Here is a 16,381-nt window from a genome sequence, read left to right as displayed (position 1 = left end):
GGAGGCACAGACTCATGGGTGGTGCAATTACTGGAATATTACTTGCCATTACATTTATCGTTTTTGTCATTTATGCAATGAAGGGTGGAAACTTGACAGTCGGATTCTTTGCTATGGCCGTTTTATGGACCATTATCGGAATGGTTCCTTTTCAAACAGCAATCAAAGAAATCTTTACTGATCCTGTTTTAAATTATGGAAAAACAGCTGCTTATATCATTTTCGGATCTTGGTTTGGCCGAGTACTAGTTGATACAGGAATCGCTGGTAGTATCAGTCGTCGAACTGAAAAAGTTGGTAAAAAAAGACCTGTACTTGCTACTATCTTGATTGCAATCGTTATTGTACTGATTTTTACTAGTTCATATGGTGTTGGGTCAGCGATCGCTGTTGGTGTGATTTTATTCCCAATTATGTTTTCTATCGGTGTTCCAAAGCCGATTGCTGTTTCCGTTTTTACTATTGCCATCGGCGCTGCAATGTATGTCAATAATGTCTTATTTGTTCAATTCCAAGTTTTCTTCCCCGAAGTTGCTTGGGGACCACATTACCAACGATTTGGTTTCGTTGCGATGTTTGTTCAATTGGCTGTATTGATCGTCTTTATTTTATTCAATGCTAAAAAAATTCGCAGCGGAATCCCTGTAATTGTTGAAAGTGATTTTAAAGACACTACTTTAGACGTTCCAATCTGGACATATATTCTCCCGATTTTACCAGTCGCACTTAGTATTTTTGCTAAATGGGATGCTATCCCAGCTCTACTCTTTTCTACATTACTTGCATTTTTGACGACTGGAAATATGAAAAGTTATAAACGTTTCGTTAAGATGATGAATGATACTGCAAAGTTAGCAATCAGCGACATTGCTGGACTATTGATCATGCTGTTTGTGTTAACTATGTTCCAATCAGCTGCGATTCATGCGACTTCTAGCTTTACTGAATTGTTCCAACAAATCATTCCAAATAGTAAATTACTCTTGATTATCATCGTCGCGATTATTGCACCTCTATCTTATTTTAGAGGTCCATTGATGCTATACGGTGCTGGAGCAGCTACAGCAGCTATTTTAGTAAGCACTGGTTTATTTAATCAATATTTCTTATACGGATTGTTAGTGGTTCCTTCTATGATGGGTGTTTCTGCTTGTATTACTCAATCTTGGAATCTATGGTCAGTTCAATACGCTAAATTAGACACGAAGACTTTCTTACTAACTGGACTCCCTTGGGCTTGGGGAGCAACAGTGATTAACTTATTTGTAGCCTATATTTTATTATAATTAGAAAAGGGGTAATTATCATGACAGAATTTTTAACTATTGGGGAACCTATCGCATTATTCGGCTCTAAAGAAATCGACCGATCGCTAACGGATGCTACACAATTTCAAAAGTTTTTAGCAGGTGCTGAAGTCAATGTAGCTGTTGGCGTTTCACGACTTGGTCACACTAGTACGTATATCTCTCAAGTGGGTAAGGATCCTTTTGGTGAGTTTATTATCAAAGAACTTAAAAAAAATCAAATAGATACCTCCCTTGTAGAAGAAACTTCTGATTACTGGACTGCTTTTCAGCTAAAAGATCGAGTAAGTTCGGGTGATCCTAGTATCTTCTATTTTAGAAAAGGTTCAGCTGCTGCACATTTTAATCAAGCAATTTTAGAAAAAATCGATTTTTCAACATTAAAATTCGCTCACTTATCTGGGATTTTTCCTGCGATTTCACAACAAGCATGTCAAGCATTTACACATTTAATCGAATTACTCGCGCACCATAATATCCCAACGACCTTTGATCCAAATTTGCGACCACAACTTTGGGAGAGTACGGATAAAATGCGTGATACGTTAAATTATTTGGCATCATTTGCGACGATTGTTTTACCAGGTATTAATGAAGCCGATATCTTGGTAGGTAGTCGTGATCCTGATACCATCGCTGATTTTTATTTAAACAATGGTACTGCTACAAAAACAGTTATTGTCAAATTAGGTGAAGATGGCGCATTTGTTAAAACCAAAGATGGTGAAAGATTTACTGTTCCAGGCTTTTATGTCAAAGAAGTGATCGATACGGTCGGGGCTGGAGATGGATTTGCTGTAGGTTTGTTAACTGGTTTGATGGAAAACCTTTCATTAAAAGAAGCAGTGATCCGTGCAAATGCAGTCGGTGCTCTAGCAGTACAATCAGCTGGCGATAGTGATGGCTATCCAACACAAGAAGAGTTAGCACGATTTCTAACTGCACAAGAGGTTCAAATATGAAACTACAAGTAGCGATCGATCGAATTTCTTTAAATCAAGCAAAGCAATTAGCTACACAACTAGATGCTTATGCAGATGTAATCGAACTAGGAACCTCTTTAGTTAAAGATTATGGAAATTTAGCCATTTCAACTATAAAAGAAGTCTGTGACCATGCAACATTATTAGTAGATAGCAAAACGATTGATGAAGGAGAGTACGAATTCACACAAGGATTTAAATATGGAGCTGACTACATCACGGTGATGGGAGCTGCTTCAGTCGATACTCTAGAAACCTGTTATGAAGTCAGTCAAGCATATCAAAAAACAATGGTCATCGACTTATTGGAAGTTACTGAAGAAAAAATCACACAAATTACACAATTCGATAAAGCTATCTATGCACTTCATCATTCGATTGATCGAAAAGATTGCTTTGATGCTGTTGCTACAGTCAAACAATTTAAAGAACGTTTTCCTACTATCAAACGTTTAGCGATCGCTGGTGGAATCGACTTAAATACTGCACAAAAGCTACAAGAACAAGGCAGTGTCGAACAAGTTATCGTAGGATCAGCTATTACCAAAGCAACCGATCCAATAAAAGCTATTCAAGAATTTAAGGGGGTCATTTCCAAATGATAAACGTACAGGTAATGAATGAAATCAATCAAGTTATGCAAGAGGTTTCTGAAGACCAACTAGAAAAAGCAATGGGATTATTTGATAAAAATACACGCATTTTTATTACAGGTGCGGGCCGTAGCGGATTTCAAGCCAAAAGTTTTGCGATGCGTTTAATGCACATTGGATATACAGATTTTGTGATCGGTGAAACAATTACACCATCGATCCGAAAGGGTGATCTTTGGGTTGCGATTTCTGGATCAGGTACAACTTCTGGTATTGTAAAAGAAACTGAAACAGCTAAAAAATTAGGATTGACCATTTTAGCGATCACAAGCGAGCCAAACTCCCCTCTTGCCAAACTAGCTGATCATTGTTTGATCGTTCCTGGTGCTACTAAGACCGGTTCTGGAATCCAATCGATACAATTACTTTCGACTTTATTTGATCAAACAGTCCATATTACGCTAGATATACTTGCTTTAATGATCGCAAATAAAGATCAAACCTCAAATGAAGAGGCGCTTAGTGAACATGTTAATATCGAATAAAAAACTGAATCAAACTTGTAACAGACTACAAGTTTGATTCAGCTATTTTTTTTTACTCAATTCGTTGAGCTTTTGATTTAATAATGCCAATTGATCCATATCCCAAGGAGAGTTTCGACGATAAGCACTATAATGAATTTCTTTTTGATGTTGCTTAATATTTTTTTCAGTTTTTTGAATTTGTTGATATAACTCACGCGCAGATATTCGTAAGGCGCCTTGCGAAAAAACTACCCATTGTTCTGCTAAATCACTAGTTGCTACCCGTACTTGAGTCAATACATTGTTTTTCTCACCCGCGATTCGTTCAATATAAGAATCGGCAGTCTCACCTTCTTCAGTGAAAATCACCTCAAGCTGATACTTTTGATAACTCTGCGTTACTCCAGGAACTAATTGTGCATCAAATACGACGATCACAGCTAGACCTTCATATTTTGCCATATTCGACAATTTTTGCAAGAGATTTTCTCTGGCTTCTTCTAAGCGATCTTGATTTTTCAATGTTGTCAGTTCTGGCCATGCTCCGATCATATTGTAGCCATCCACAATCAACAATTCATTTTTCATACTGTATCCACTCGTCGTTGATAATATGCTTCATACATCAATAACCCAGCTGCAACTCCCGCATTTAAACTTTGAACATGTCCAGTCATTGGAATCGTCAATAGCTCGTCTGTTTCTTTTTTCAAGCCTTCGCTCATACCACGACCTTCATTTCCTACAATTAGAGCAATTGCACCTTTAGCATTCCAAGAACGATAATTTGTCCCTTTCATATCTGTTCCAAAAATCCAAAAACCTTTTTCTTTCAGATGTTTGACTGCTTGAGATAAATTGGTTACACGCGCAATCGGTACATGCTCAACAGCACCAGTTGATGTTTTTACGACGACAGGTGTAATCCCTACAGCACGATGTTTAGGGATGATGATTCCATCTACTCCACTAGCATCTGCTGTTCGTAAAATTGAACCAAAATTATGTGGGTCTTCTAAACTATCTAATATTAAATAGAACGGTTGCTCTGGCGTACGTTCGATCAATTCATCTAAGCTCAAATATTCATAAGGTGTAATCGCTAGAATCATTCCTTGATGAACGCCATTTTGACTCATTGTATCTAGTTTTTGTTTAGGAACCCATTTTACTGGGACAGCTTGTTCACGACTCAATTCTTTTAAAGCATCGATATTCTCACCATGTGCATCTTCTAATAAAAAGAGTTTATTTCCTCGACCTTGTTTCAAGGCTTCGACAACTGCATGGTGTCCGAAAACAAAATTTTCGGCTAACTCTTCAGGAGTTCGCTCAGGCTCACGTGATACATTTTGGGTTTTTCTTGGTTTTGTATTTCTTTTTTTATCAAATGAATCTCTTTGGTTTTTACGTGGATTATTTCTTACCATGTAAATCGCCTACTTTCTCAATGCACCATTCGATCAATTCTTCTAATCGTGCTTGTTGTTTTGTTAAGTGTAGATACCCCATCAATGCTTCAAATCCTGTTGAAATACGATATGTCGTGATATCGGCATTTTTGGCGCTCGTATAACTTTTACTATTACGTCCTCTACGATAAAAATCTTGTTCTTCTATAGTCAGTAAGTCTTCTTCAAGCATTTGATGTATCAAAGCTGCTTGTGCTTTCGCAGAAACGTATTGTGTTGCTGCTTTATGCAATTGATTTGGTCGAGTCAGTCCAGTAGAAACTAAGTAATCCCGAATATAGACTTCGTAAATCGCATCTCCTACATAAGCTAATGCTAATCCATTTAGTTGTTTGTAATCTCTCATTTAATCTCGTCTCCAACGTGTTCCTTGTGCAGTATCTTCTAAAATAATTCCTTCAGCTTTTAAAAAATCACGAATCTCATCACTACGCGCAAAATTACGATCAGCTCGTGCTTTATTACGTTCTTTAATTAATTGTTCGACGGCATCATCTAATAGTTCTGTAGTAAATTCAACACCAAAAATCGCTAACCAAGTCGTTAAATATTCCAAGGCCTTGTCTAATACGATTTTTGATACGTCTGTCTGTTCAATATAACGATTTGTCCATTTACTTAATTCATAGATAACCGTCAATCCATTGGCAGTATTAAAGTCATCATCCATCTCAGCAGTAAACTGTTCAAATAACTCCGTCAATTCTTTTAACTGTTCCGTATCTGTTTCAAGTGCTTCTTTGGCTGTTTCCAAACGGAAATTTACGCTCTCGATTGTTGTTTTCAATCGCTGTAGATTCGTACCTGCCTCCTTAATTCCTGCCATCGAATAACGCAGTGGACGACGGTACTGGGTACTTGCTAAAAAGAAGCGTAGAACTTGAGGATCAATTTCTTTGATCAATTCGTGAACAGTGACAAAATTGCCTAATGATTTACTCATCTTTTCATCTTCAGCACCCATAGTAACAAAACCATTGTGCATCCAATAATTCGCAAATACATGTCCTGTTTTTGCTTCACTTTGCGCAATTTCATTTTCATGATGTGGAAAGGCTAAATCTTGACCACCACCGTGGATATCGATGGTTTCACCTAATTCTTTTGTCGCCATCACGGAACATTCGATGTGCCATCCTGGTCGACCAGCTCCCCATGGAGTTTCCCATGAAATCTCATTTTCTTTAGCATGTTTCCATAAAGCGAAGTCTAGTGGATCTTCTTTAATTTGCTGTTCATCACCAGTACGTTGACTCGCCCCGATTTCTAGCTCGTCGATCGATTGGCCACTTAATTTACCATACTCACTAAATTTTCGTGTACGATAATACACATCACCATCGACTTCGTAAGCATACCCTTTTTTTATTAGTTCTTCTATAAAAATAATAATATCGTCAATATAATCCATTACTCGAGGATTTTTATCCGCTTCTTGTACATTTAAGGCAGCAGTATCTTCTTTGAATGCATCGATAAAACGTTGGGCAACTTCTGGTGCTGTTTCACCTAATTCATTTGCTACTCGAATAATTTTATCGTCAACGTCAGTAAAATTAGAAACATATTCTACGGTATAGCCACGATAAGTCAAATAGCGTCTGATTGTATCAAATGCTACCGTACTTCGACCATTTCCTACATGAATATAGTTATAAACAGTCGGACCACACACATACATTTTTACTTTATTTTCTTCAATTGGTTTAAATAACTCTTTTTGTCTAGTCATTGTATTATAAATTTTGATCACTAGATTTTTACTCCTTTCAAACGTACAATTTTAGCCGGTACTCCGACAGCAGTAGCCTCAGGGGGAATATCGTGGATCACAACAGCTCCAGCACCTATTTTGGCATATTCACCTATTGTTACCGGACCTAATACTTGAGTGTTGCATGAAATGACTGCTCCTTTTTTGACAGTCGGATGGCGTTTCCCGCGATCTTTACCTGTTCCACCTAATGTTACACCATGAAATAGGACGACATCCTCTTCAATTTCAGCCGTCTCACCGATCACAATGCCCATACCGTGATCAATAAATACCCCTTGAGCAATTGTTGCACCTGGGTGGATTTCGATTCCAGTAATGTTACGCCAAATTTGAGAATGAATTCGTGCTAATAAAAAAAAGTGTCGTTTATATAAAAAATGGGAGACGCGATGCCAAAATAAAGCATGCACACCTGGATATGTTAAGATAACTTCTAGCGTCGTTCTAGCTGCCGGATCATTTTTTTTAGCTGCAGCAACTGCGCGTTTCATCCAACTCATTCGTTTTATTGTTTCCTTCCTTTATTCAAGTATAAAAAATCGCGTCTTTTTACATACACATTGTATGCAAAAAGACGCGATGGCGTGGTTCCACTTTTCTTTACAGATTTCTCTGCCTTAAAAGAATAACGGTCTTTATCCGTTTTTGACGTTAGCCAAAACCACTCCCAGGTGCATTTCCTCATCCTTTTGATTGTTTTCACCAACCACAATCTCTCTAAAAAAAGGAAGTCGTACTTCGTCTGTTCACTGTGTTTGTCTATAAAATTTGATTTAAATGCGCCAAAGCTTTTTCTTTGCCTAATAATTCTACGGTATCTGGTAATTCAGGACCATGTGTTTGACCTGAAACAGCTACGCGGATTGGCATAAAGAGATTTTTCCCTTTGATTCCAGTTTCTTTTTGAACTTCTTTGATAGCAGCTTTTACCTCTGCTGCCTCTACGATTTCCATTGCAGCTAATTTTTCTTTAAAAGCTGCTAAAACAGTTGGTACAGTTTCACCCGCTAAAACTTCTTTAGCCGCTTCATCTAATGTTGGATGTTCTTCAAAGAATAAACTAGAAAGTTCTACGATTTCTTGTGCATAGCTCATTTGTGGTTGATATAGAGCCACGATTTTTTTGATCCAAGCTTGTTTTGTTTCATCCAATTCACCTAAATCATGTGCTTTTACTAGATAAGGTACACACATTGCAGTTAAAGTATCTAGATCCATAACTTTCATGTACGCATTGTTTACCCATTCCAATTTTTTAGCATCAAATGCTGCTGGTGATTTACTTAAACGTTCATGGTCGAATAATTTAATCAATTCTTCTTGGCTAAATAATTCGTCTTCGCCAACTGGTGACCAACCCAAAAGAGCAATAAAATTGAACATTGCTTCTGGTAAATAACCTAATTCACGATATTGTTCGATAAATTGTAGAATCGTTTCATCACGTTTACTTAATTTTTTACCTGTTTCTGAATTAATGATCAAAGTCATGTGTCCAAATTCAGGCGGTGTCCAGCCAAAAGCTTCATAGATCATCAATTGCTTTGGTGTGTTGGCGATATGATCATCTCCACGTAGAACGTGTGTGATTTTCATCAAATGATCGTCGACAGCTACTGCAAAATTATATGTTGGCATTCCATCGCGTTTTTGAATTACAAAATCTCCACCTACATTTTCAGCTTCAAAAGCAATTTCACCTTTGACCATATCGTTGAAACGATACTCACTACCTTTTGGTACACGGAAACGAATAACAGGAGTAATTCCCATTGATTCTTTTTCTGCTTGCTCTTCTGGAGATAGATTGGCACATCTACCACCGTAATGAGGCATTTCACCATGTGAACGTTGTGCATCGCGTTCTGCTTCTAGTTCTTCTTCTGTACAATAACACTTATACGCTAAATTACTTGCTAGGAGTTGATCGATCATTGGTTGATAGATCTCTTTACGTTCTGACTGACGATAAGGACCATATTCACCTGGTTTTTGAGGAGATTCATCCCACTCCATACCTAGCCAAGCTAAATTTTCTAACTGGCTTTTTTCACCATCTGCGATATTACGTTTTTGGTCAGTATCTTCAATTCGGATAATAAATTCTCCATCATGATGGCGTGCATATAGGTAGTTAAATAGTGCGGTTCTCGCATTCCCAATATGCAAATGTCCAGTTGGACTTGGTGCGTAACGTACACGTACTTTTGTCATAATAATCCTCTTTTCTTAACTATCGATTTTATTCTAAAATAAAATGATTCTTCTCGCTTACAAAAAAAGCTGTTCAGTTGAATTGTACATTCAATAGCGCGAATAGTAAAGTCAACTGAACAACCTTGAAGCATTTTTTCAATTTTTTTATTTATTTTGATCCTCATGGCGAATTCCTCTGGTTCCATGTGCTGGTTTTGCAAAAATCATACGACCAGCTGCCGTTTGTAGTGCACTTGTTACGACCACTTCGATTCGTTCATTCATAAAGTGCTGGCCATCTTCAACAACTACCATCGTACCATCATCAAGATAAGCTACACCTTGTTGTCTTTCTGTACCTGCTTTTACGACAAGGACATTCATCGTTTCGCCTGGAATCACGACCGGTTTGACTGCATTTGCTAGCGCATTGATATTTAATACCGGAACGTTTTGGAATGAAGCCACCTTATTTAAATTAAAGTCATTGGTCACAACGACCCCATCAACTAATTTTGCTAATTTTAATAGTTTAGTATCGACTTCTGGAATATCTTCAAAGTCACCTTCGTACATCTCAACTGCGATTTTTTCATCTTCTTGCAAAGCATTTAAAATATCTAATCCCCGACGTCCCCGCACGCGCTTTAGACTATCACTAGAGTCTGCGATATATTGTAACTCAAACAATACAAAGTTTGGAATCAGTAATACTCCTTCTAAGAACCCCGTTTGCGCAATATCATAAATCCGTCCGTCGATAATCACACTCGTATCTAATATCTTATATTTTCGGAAGGCCTCACTACTTTTTCGATCGAGCAATTGACTATCAGTTGCTTCCTCATTTTTTTTCGTTTTTGGCGTAAACATCTTACGCCACTCATCCATTCGGGTCGTCCCCAAACGAAAACCTAAATATCCAAGAATAAACATCATGATAACAGGTACGATACTATTGACGAATGGTAACTGCCAATTAAAAAATGGGATTGAAATAATGACACCTAATAGTAAGCCGATAATTGCTCCAATCGAACCAAATAAAATATAGGGTACACTAAATTCACTTAATTTTTCTTCCAAACGCTTGATACCAGCTAAGATATACTTCACAAATATTAGAGATAAAAGGTAAAAAATAAGTGCTCCCAAAATACTATTTGTGATGGTATTGTTCAACCAATCATTATTTGCTTGGCCAATCATCTCCCAACCAGTTGGTAAAATCGAAATCCCTAGACTAATTCCTGCTAGTATCATTAAAATTGTCACTACTCGCTGTTTCATCAACACCCCTCCTTATTTACCGAAACACTTTGCGCAAAGCTTCTGATAATGTTGCTACACCGATTACTTCAATTTCCTTAGGTGCTTGCCAATTACTCAAATTATTTTTAGGAACATAGACTCGAGTGAACCCTAGTTTTTGAACTTCTTTCACCCGTTGTTCGATTGCAGTAACGCGGCGGATTTCTCCAGTCAATCCGATTTCTCCAATAAAACATTCTTCAGGACTCGTCCCTTTTTCTTTATAACTAGAGGCTAAACTGATCGCAATTGCTAAATCGATTGCTGGCTCGTTTAATTTAACGCCTCCAGCAGCTTTCAAATAAGCGTCTTGATTTTGCAAAAGTAGACCTGTTCGTTTTTCCAGTACGGCCATGATCAAGGATACCCGATTAAAATCTAGGCCCGTAGTGGTTCTTTTGGCATTTCCAAACATCGTAGGTGTTACTAAAGCTTGGATTTCAACCAAAATCGGCCGACTACCTTCTAGAGCCACAACGATTGCTGAGCCAGTCGCTCCGGCCAGTCGCTCCTCTAAAAAAACTTGCGAAGGATTTTGTACTTCTTTTAGTCCACCTTCGACCATTTCAAAAATACCGATCTCATTGGTTGAACCAAAGCGATTTTTTACAGCACGTAGAATTCGAAAACTTTGATGTTGTTCCCCTTCAAAATACAATACCGTATCCACCATGTGTTCTAACATTCTAGGTCCTGCAATTGAGCCTTCTTTGGTCACGTGTCCAACAATAAAAATCGCAATCCCATTGCTTTTTGCAATTTTGAGCAATTCAGCCGTTGTTTCACGTACTTGACTCACACTCCCAGCAACACTGCTCACATCTGGCTGAGTCATTGTTTGAATCGAATCGATGATAACGTAATCTGGTTGTAGATCCTCGATAGCTTGTCTAATATCAGACATATCTGTTTCTGCATATAAGTAAAATTCTTGATCGATAACACCTAAGCGTTGGGCACGCATTTTGATTTGTTCTGCACTTTCTTCTCCGGAAACATATAATACTTTACCACCTGTTGCAGCCAACTGTTGGGATACTTGTAATAATAAAGTCGACTTTCCGATCCCAGGATCACCACCAAGTAAAACCATTGAACCTGGTACGACACCACCACCTAGAACTCGATTTAATTCTTCTAATTCTGTTTGTACTCTAGCTTGTTTTTTAGGGATCACATCATTCAATCGTGTAGGGCGCATTTTTTCTCCCGTGATTGTCGCACGTGTCCGTCGATCCGTTTGATCTTGTATCTTCACTTCAACTAAAGAATTCCAACTTTGACATTGTGGACACTTTCCTAAAAAACGTGGCGAAACATAACCACAATGTTGGCATTCAAATTGAACCTTTGCTTTTTTTGCCATGTAACGCCTCCTTTTTAATTTCCTCCAGAAGAACCAAATCCACCTGTTCTAGTAGCTTTTGTTTGCTCTTGATCTTCATCTGCTTTTAAAAATGGTAAAAAGATTCCTTGTCCGATCCGTTCACCTTTTTTTATGACTTGGTCAGTCATTCCAAAGTTTATATATTGAAACATGATGTGTCCTTCATTTGCATCATTCCCATAATAATCTGCATCGATAATCCCTACACCATTTCCCATCATCAAGAAACGTTTTAATGGATTGCTTGATCGGTTGGCCAACTGTAAAAATTCATCTTCTTGCATGTATGCTTTAATCCCTGTCGGAATAAGTGTTGGTTTTAAGCTTTTTGTCAAATCTCCCTTATGTTGCATCCACTGCTTGATCACACTAGGAATGACAATATCTTCTGCTGCTTCAAAATCATAGCCAGCTGCTTGTTTAGTTGCACGAATAGGTAACCGAATCCCTTGATTTTGGTAAGTTGTTACAATTTCAAATCCTCTTTTTTTCACTTTTTTTCCTCCTATTAAATTACAAAATCTATTCTATCATAGAATCTATAAACTCATCTGATAATCGATCATACTATTTCTATTTTAGCGATAATTTAGTAGAAAAAAAACAAAAGCGAAACAGATCATGATAATTTACAGAATTTTTTAATAAAAGAAACATGACTTCTGACGCATTTATAGGTAAAATAAGAACAATTATAAAAAACAAGAAACTTGGAGTGTCTATATGCGATCTAAACTAAATGAAGCAAAACGAATCGTGATCAAAATCGGAACGAGCTCATTAATGTATCCTAATGGTGAAATCAACCTTAGTGGTATCGATGAACTGGCATTTGTATTAAGTGATCTACGCAATCAAGAAAAAGAAGTCATTTTAGTCTCTTCTGGAGCTGTAGGTGTTGGAATGAATCATCTTAATCTTGCTACTAGACCAACTACGATTCCTAAACAACAAGCAGTTGCAGCTGTAGGTCAAGCTGCTTTGATGAATATTTACAATCAACGCTTTGCTAATTATGGCAAGCAAACCGCACAATTGTTACTTACACGTGATATTGTCGAATATCCTACCAGTCGTGACAATGTAATCAATACTTTAGAACAACTACTTGATATGGGATTGATCCCAATCATTAACGAAAACGACACTGTAGCCGTAGATGAACTTGACCACCAAACAAAATTTGGAGACAATGATCAATTATCTGCAATTGTCAGTGAACTGATCGACGCCGATCTTTTAATTATGTTATCAGATATCGACGGTTTTTATACAAATAATCCAGTAACTGATCCCAAAGCAACTCTTTATTCGCATATTGCAAATATCACAGACGACTTATTGATTCAAGCTACCGGTAAGGGAAGCGATTATGGTACGGGCGGTATGACTAGTAAGTTAAAAGCAGCTAAGCGCGTATTGAAAAATCATAGCACGATGGTTTTGGCTAATGGTCAACGACCTAAAATTATTTTTGATATTTTAGCTGGTAAAAAAATTGGGACCCTATTCAAGGAGGAAAGCTAAATGGATTTACTAACACAACTCGGCACACAAGCCAAAACAAGTGCTCATGCTTTAAGTCTACTCACAACGACTGCAAAAAATCAAATTTTAGAACAAATCGCACAAGCATTAATCGACCAAACACCAGCCATTTTAGCAGCAAATGAAAAAGATTTGGCACAAGCTACTGCAAATAACATCGCACCTGTAATGCAAGATCGTTTGAAGTTATCCACAGAACGTATCTTAGAAATGGCTGAGGGCATTCGCCAAGTCATTCAATTACCTGATCCTGTGGGTAATGTGGATAATATGTGGACAACTGAAGATGGTCTTTTAATTGGAAAGAAACGAGTTCCTTTAGGTGTTATTGGAATTATCTATGAATCTCGGCCAAATGTCACGACCGATGCAGCTAGTCTTTGTTTCAAATCAGGAAATGCTGTCATCTTACGTGGTGGAAAAGAAGCATTTCACTCCAATCAAAAACTGATCCAAATTATGCAAGAAATTTTAGCAGCCTATCCTGAAATTCAATACGCGATTCAATTTGTTTCAGATACTTCTCATGAAACAGCAGCAGCTTTGATGAAATTGACTGATTATCTGGATGTTTTGATTCCTCGTGGTGGCGCTGGCTTGATCAAACGAGTAAAAGAGACAGCCACAGTACCTGTCATTGAAACTGGAACTGGAAATAATCATGTTTATATCGATAAAGATGCCCAATTGCAAATGGCGATCGATATCGTCGTCAATGCTAAAGCTCAACGTCCTTCAGTCTGTAATGCAGCAGAAACACTGCTTATTCATCGTGATGTTGCCAAAGACTATCTTCCCCACTTAGAGCGTGCCTTACTAGAGGCTAACGTCGAACTGCATGCTGATGAGGAAGCTCTTGCTTATTTGACATCTGCCACTTTGGCTACTGAATCTGATTGGGAAACGGAGTATTCTGACTATATTTTAGCTGTAAAATTAGTCGACTCTATTGAGAATGCTATCGCTCATATCAATTATTACAATACGAAACATTCTGAGGCGATCATTACGGATAACTATCAAGCTTCTCAAAAATTCTTAAATGAAGTCGATGCTGCTGCAGTTTATGTCAATGCCTCCACTCGTTTTACTGATGGTTTCATGTTTGGTTATGGTGCTGAAATTGGAATCTCGACTCAAAAAATCCATGCTCGTGGTCCAATGGGATTACCTGAACTGACTTCTATCAAATATATCGTTTACGGCAACGGTCAAATTCGTGAATGATCATAAATCCGAACTTTCATCATTGAAGTTCGGATTTTCTTTACTCTTAAAATGTAAGAGGTTACAATAAGTAGAACGAATAAAATAAGGGGTGTTTTTATGTATCATGTATCTTTTGTCGATCTTTATAGTAGAAAAACGATCGAAAGTAAACTCGATGAAGTACCACGTACAGGGGATACTGTGGAATTAAAAGAAACGGATAAGTTTTATGCTGTTCGTGGTGTCTCTCGCGCAATTAATGAAAGCGAAGGAAAAACAATCCAGATTACAATCTATGTCGAACATATCAACCATACTTACTGGAAAAACAGTTTATCACAAGGATGACCTTAAAGTTTCCTTTGAATCTGTTGATTTTCTTGAAAGTTTGGGCTTGGACGGCTATAATTTTAAGAAGACTTCGGTCAAATTCAAATAAAGTGAGGAAACGCGTTGATTACAGTAAGTGATGTTAGTTTGCACTTTTCGGATCGCAAACTTTTTGATGATGTTAATATTAAATTTACGCCCGGAAATTGTTATGGCTTGATTGGTGCAAATGGTGCAGGAAAATCGACTTTTTTAAAAATTTTGGCTGGTGATATCCAACCTTCTACAGGAAATGTGATTCTTGGTCCTAATGAACGTTTAGCTGTATTACGACAAAATCATTATGATTTTGAAGAATACACAGTATTAGAAACTGTGATTATGGGTCATGAGCAATTGTATAAGGTCATGAAAGAAAAAGATGCCATTTATATGAAAGAAGATTTTAGCGATGAAGACGGTATTCGTGCGGCTGAACTCGAAGGCGAATTTGCTGAATTAAATGGTTGGGAAGCAGAATCAGAAGCTTCAGTATTGTTACAAGGATTAAATATCCCAGAAAACTTACATGATTCATTGATGAGTGAGTTAACTGGTGGTCAAAAAGTCAAAGTGTTATTAGCTCAAGCTCTTTTTGGTAAACCAGATGTCTTGCTTTTAGATGAGCCAACCAATGGTTTAGATATCCAATCAATCAATTGGTTAGAAGAATTTTTAATCAACTTTGAAAATACAGTCATTGTTGTATCTCATGACCGTCATTTCTTAAATAAAGTATGTACACACATGGCCGATCTTGATTTTGGTAAAATCAAATTATATGTCGGAAACTATGATTTTTGGTTAGAATCTAGTCAATTAGCTGCAAAATTACAGTCACAGTCAAATGCTAAAAAAGAAGAACAGATTAAAGAATTGCAAGATTTTATTGCTCGTTTTAGCGCAAATGCTTCAAAATCTAAACAAGCAACTTCTCGTAAAAAAATGCTAGATAAAATTACTTTAGATGATATTCAACCTTCATCTAGACGTTATCCTTTCGTAGGCTTTAAACCCGAACGCGAAATCGGAAACGATCTATTACAAGTTGAAAATGTGAGTGTCACAATCGACGGTAAAAAAATCTTAGATAATATCAGCTTTACATTAAATAAAGATGATAAAGTCGCTTTTGTTGCCGATAATGATATTGCGACTACAACACTTTTCCGCGTGATTATGGGTGATCTAACACCAGATACTGGAAGCGTTCGTTGGGGTGTTACCACTACTCAGGCGTATCTCGCAAAAGATACGACAAAGGAATTCTCAAGTGAGATCACTATTTTAGATTGGTTGCGTCAGTATGCCAGTAAAGAAGAAGATGACAATACGTTCTTACGTAGCTTTTTAGGTCGTATGCTCTTTTCTGGTGACGAAGTCTTAAAATCAGTAAATGTCTTATCAGGGGGCGAAAAAGTCCGCTGTATGCTATCTAAAATGATGCTTTCAAAAGCCAATGTTTTAGTTTTAGATGATCCAACAAATCACTTGGATTTAGAATCAATCACGGCGCTAAATGATGGTTTAATGTCCTTCACTGGCTCATTATTATTTGCTTCTCATGATCACCAGTTCATTCAAACATTAGCAAACCGTATTATTGCGCTAACCCCAAATGGAGTTGTGGATCGTGCTGAAACAACTTATGATGAATTTTTAGAAAATCCAGATGTTCAAGCACGAATTGCTGAATTATCTG

The 16,381-nt window shown here is 37.4% G+C and carries 17 protein-coding genes and 1 other annotated feature; of the genes, 8 read left to right on the top strand and 9 right to left on the bottom strand.

Annotated elements, in window-relative coordinates:
- The first annotated feature begins 14 nt into the window (after nucleotides 1–14).
- Genes QZ413_RS06820 through hxlB form a run of 4 tightly spaced genes read left to right on the top strand, consistent with a single transcriptional unit; the run spans nucleotide 15 to nucleotide 3,428 of the window.
- On the top strand, nucleotides 15–1,286 hold the full coding sequence (locus tag QZ413_RS06820) for a gluconate:proton symporter (protein ID WP_297077816.1): 1,272 nt from the start codon (nucleotides 15–17) through the stop codon (nucleotides 1,284–1,286).
- 20 nt (nucleotides 1,287–1,306) lie between these two features.
- Nucleotides 1,307–2,269 carry a sugar kinase gene (locus tag QZ413_RS06815; protein ID WP_297077814.1) on the top strand — a complete coding sequence of 321 codons (963 nt, stop codon included), beginning with the start codon at nucleotides 1,307–1,309 and terminating at the stop codon, nucleotides 2,267–2,269.
- The gene (locus QZ413_RS06810; protein WP_297077813.1) at nucleotides 2,266–2,892 is read left to right on the top strand and encodes an orotidine 5'-phosphate decarboxylase / HUMPS family protein; all 627 of its coding nucleotides are present in this window, start codon (nucleotides 2,266–2,268) and stop codon (nucleotides 2,890–2,892) included. Before QZ413_RS06815 ends, QZ413_RS06810 begins: the two co-directional genes overlap by 4 nt.
- On the top strand, nucleotides 2,889–3,428 hold the full coding sequence (gene hxlB / locus QZ413_RS06805; RefSeq protein ID WP_297077812.1) for a 6-phospho-3-hexuloisomerase: 540 nt from the start codon (nucleotides 2,889–2,891) through the stop codon (nucleotides 3,426–3,428). Before QZ413_RS06810 ends, hxlB begins: the two co-directional genes overlap by 4 nt.
- Nucleotides 3,429–3,470: 42 nt before the next feature.
- On the opposite strand, the gene QZ413_RS06800 is transcribed toward hxlB, so the two are convergent.
- The 9 genes from QZ413_RS06800 to QZ413_RS06760 all read right to left on the bottom strand — a co-directional run bounded on the left by QZ413_RS06800 (nucleotide 3,471) and on the right by QZ413_RS06760 (nucleotide 12,047).
- Nucleotides 3,471–3,998, bottom strand: a complete 528-nt coding sequence (locus QZ413_RS06800; RefSeq protein WP_297077811.1) for an NYN domain-containing protein — start codon at nucleotides 3,996–3,998, stop codon at nucleotides 3,471–3,473.
- Nucleotides 3,995–4,840 carry a 23S rRNA (guanosine(2251)-2'-O)-methyltransferase RlmB gene (gene rlmB, locus QZ413_RS06795; protein WP_297077809.1) on the bottom strand — a complete coding sequence of 282 codons (846 nt, stop codon included), beginning with the start codon at nucleotides 4,838–4,840 and terminating at the stop codon, nucleotides 3,995–3,997. Before rlmB ends, QZ413_RS06800 begins: the two co-directional genes overlap by 4 nt.
- The gene (locus QZ413_RS06790) at nucleotides 4,827–5,228 is read right to left on the bottom strand and encodes a Mini-ribonuclease 3 (RefSeq protein ID WP_297077807.1); all 402 of its coding nucleotides are present in this window, start codon (nucleotides 5,226–5,228) and stop codon (nucleotides 4,827–4,829) included. Before QZ413_RS06790 ends, rlmB begins: the two co-directional genes overlap by 14 nt.
- On the bottom strand, nucleotides 5,229–6,635 hold the full coding sequence (cysS, locus tag QZ413_RS06785; RefSeq protein ID WP_297077806.1) for a cysteine--tRNA ligase: 1,407 nt from the start codon (nucleotides 6,633–6,635) through the stop codon (nucleotides 5,229–5,231).
- On the bottom strand, nucleotides 6,635–7,159 hold the full coding sequence (epsC, locus tag QZ413_RS06780; RefSeq protein WP_297077804.1) for a serine O-acetyltransferase EpsC: 525 nt from the start codon (nucleotides 7,157–7,159) through the stop codon (nucleotides 6,635–6,637). The genes cysS and epsC overlap by 1 nt, the downstream gene beginning before the upstream one ends.
- A gap of 67 nt (nucleotides 7,160–7,226) precedes the next feature.
- Nucleotides 7,227–7,418 (bottom strand) — a binding site (T-box leader).
- Entirely contained in the window at nucleotides 7,419–8,873 is a 1,455-nt protein-coding gene (gene gltX, locus QZ413_RS06775; protein ID WP_297077802.1) for a glutamate--tRNA ligase, read from the bottom strand.
- Nucleotides 8,874–9,020: 147 nt separating this feature from the next.
- The gene (locus QZ413_RS06770; protein WP_297077798.1) at nucleotides 9,021–10,145 is read right to left on the bottom strand and encodes a PIN/TRAM domain-containing protein; all 1,125 of its coding nucleotides are present in this window, start codon (nucleotides 10,143–10,145) and stop codon (nucleotides 9,021–9,023) included.
- A gap of 16 nt (nucleotides 10,146–10,161) precedes the next feature.
- Nucleotides 10,162–11,532 carry a DNA repair protein RadA gene (radA, locus tag QZ413_RS06765; RefSeq protein WP_297077796.1) on the bottom strand — a complete coding sequence of 457 codons (1,371 nt, stop codon included), beginning with the start codon at nucleotides 11,530–11,532 and terminating at the stop codon, nucleotides 10,162–10,164.
- A gap of 14 nt (nucleotides 11,533–11,546) precedes the next feature.
- Nucleotides 11,547–12,047 (bottom strand): dUTP diphosphatase, encoded by a 501-nt coding sequence (locus tag QZ413_RS06760; RefSeq protein WP_297077794.1) that lies wholly within the window; start codon nucleotides 12,045–12,047, stop codon nucleotides 11,547–11,549.
- A 229-nt stretch (nucleotides 12,048–12,276) separates the two neighbouring features.
- Here QZ413_RS06760 and proB point away from each other — a divergent pair, with 229 nt between their 5' ends.
- From proB to QZ413_RS06740, 4 genes are all read left to right on the top strand, one after another.
- Nucleotides 12,277–13,080, top strand: a complete 804-nt coding sequence (gene proB, locus QZ413_RS06755; RefSeq protein ID WP_297077792.1) for a glutamate 5-kinase — start codon at nucleotides 12,277–12,279, stop codon at nucleotides 13,078–13,080.
- Nucleotides 13,081–14,328: a glutamate-5-semialdehyde dehydrogenase gene (locus tag QZ413_RS06750; protein ID WP_297077790.1), complete on the top strand. Its 1,248-nt coding sequence runs from the start codon at nucleotides 13,081–13,083 to the stop codon at nucleotides 14,326–14,328.
- Between the two features lie 99 nt (nucleotides 14,329–14,427).
- A complete protein-coding gene (locus tag QZ413_RS06745) occupies nucleotides 14,428–14,658 on the top strand; it encodes a hypothetical protein (RefSeq protein WP_297077788.1) in 231 nt (76 codons plus the stop codon).
- 105 nt (nucleotides 14,659–14,763) lie between these two features.
- Nucleotides 14,764–16,381 (top strand): ABC-F family ATP-binding cassette domain-containing protein (locus QZ413_RS06740; RefSeq protein WP_297077786.1); only part of this gene is annotated, 1,618 nt, incomplete at its 3' end.

Origin of the sequence: uncultured Enterococcus sp. (assembly GCF_913775425.1) — a bacterium.
In the GTDB taxonomy this organism is placed as follows: domain Bacteria; phylum Bacillota; class Bacilli; order Lactobacillales; family Enterococcaceae; genus Enterococcus_G.
Note: the sequence above shows the minus strand (reverse complement) of the source record. Positions and strands in the feature narration are given on the sequence as shown.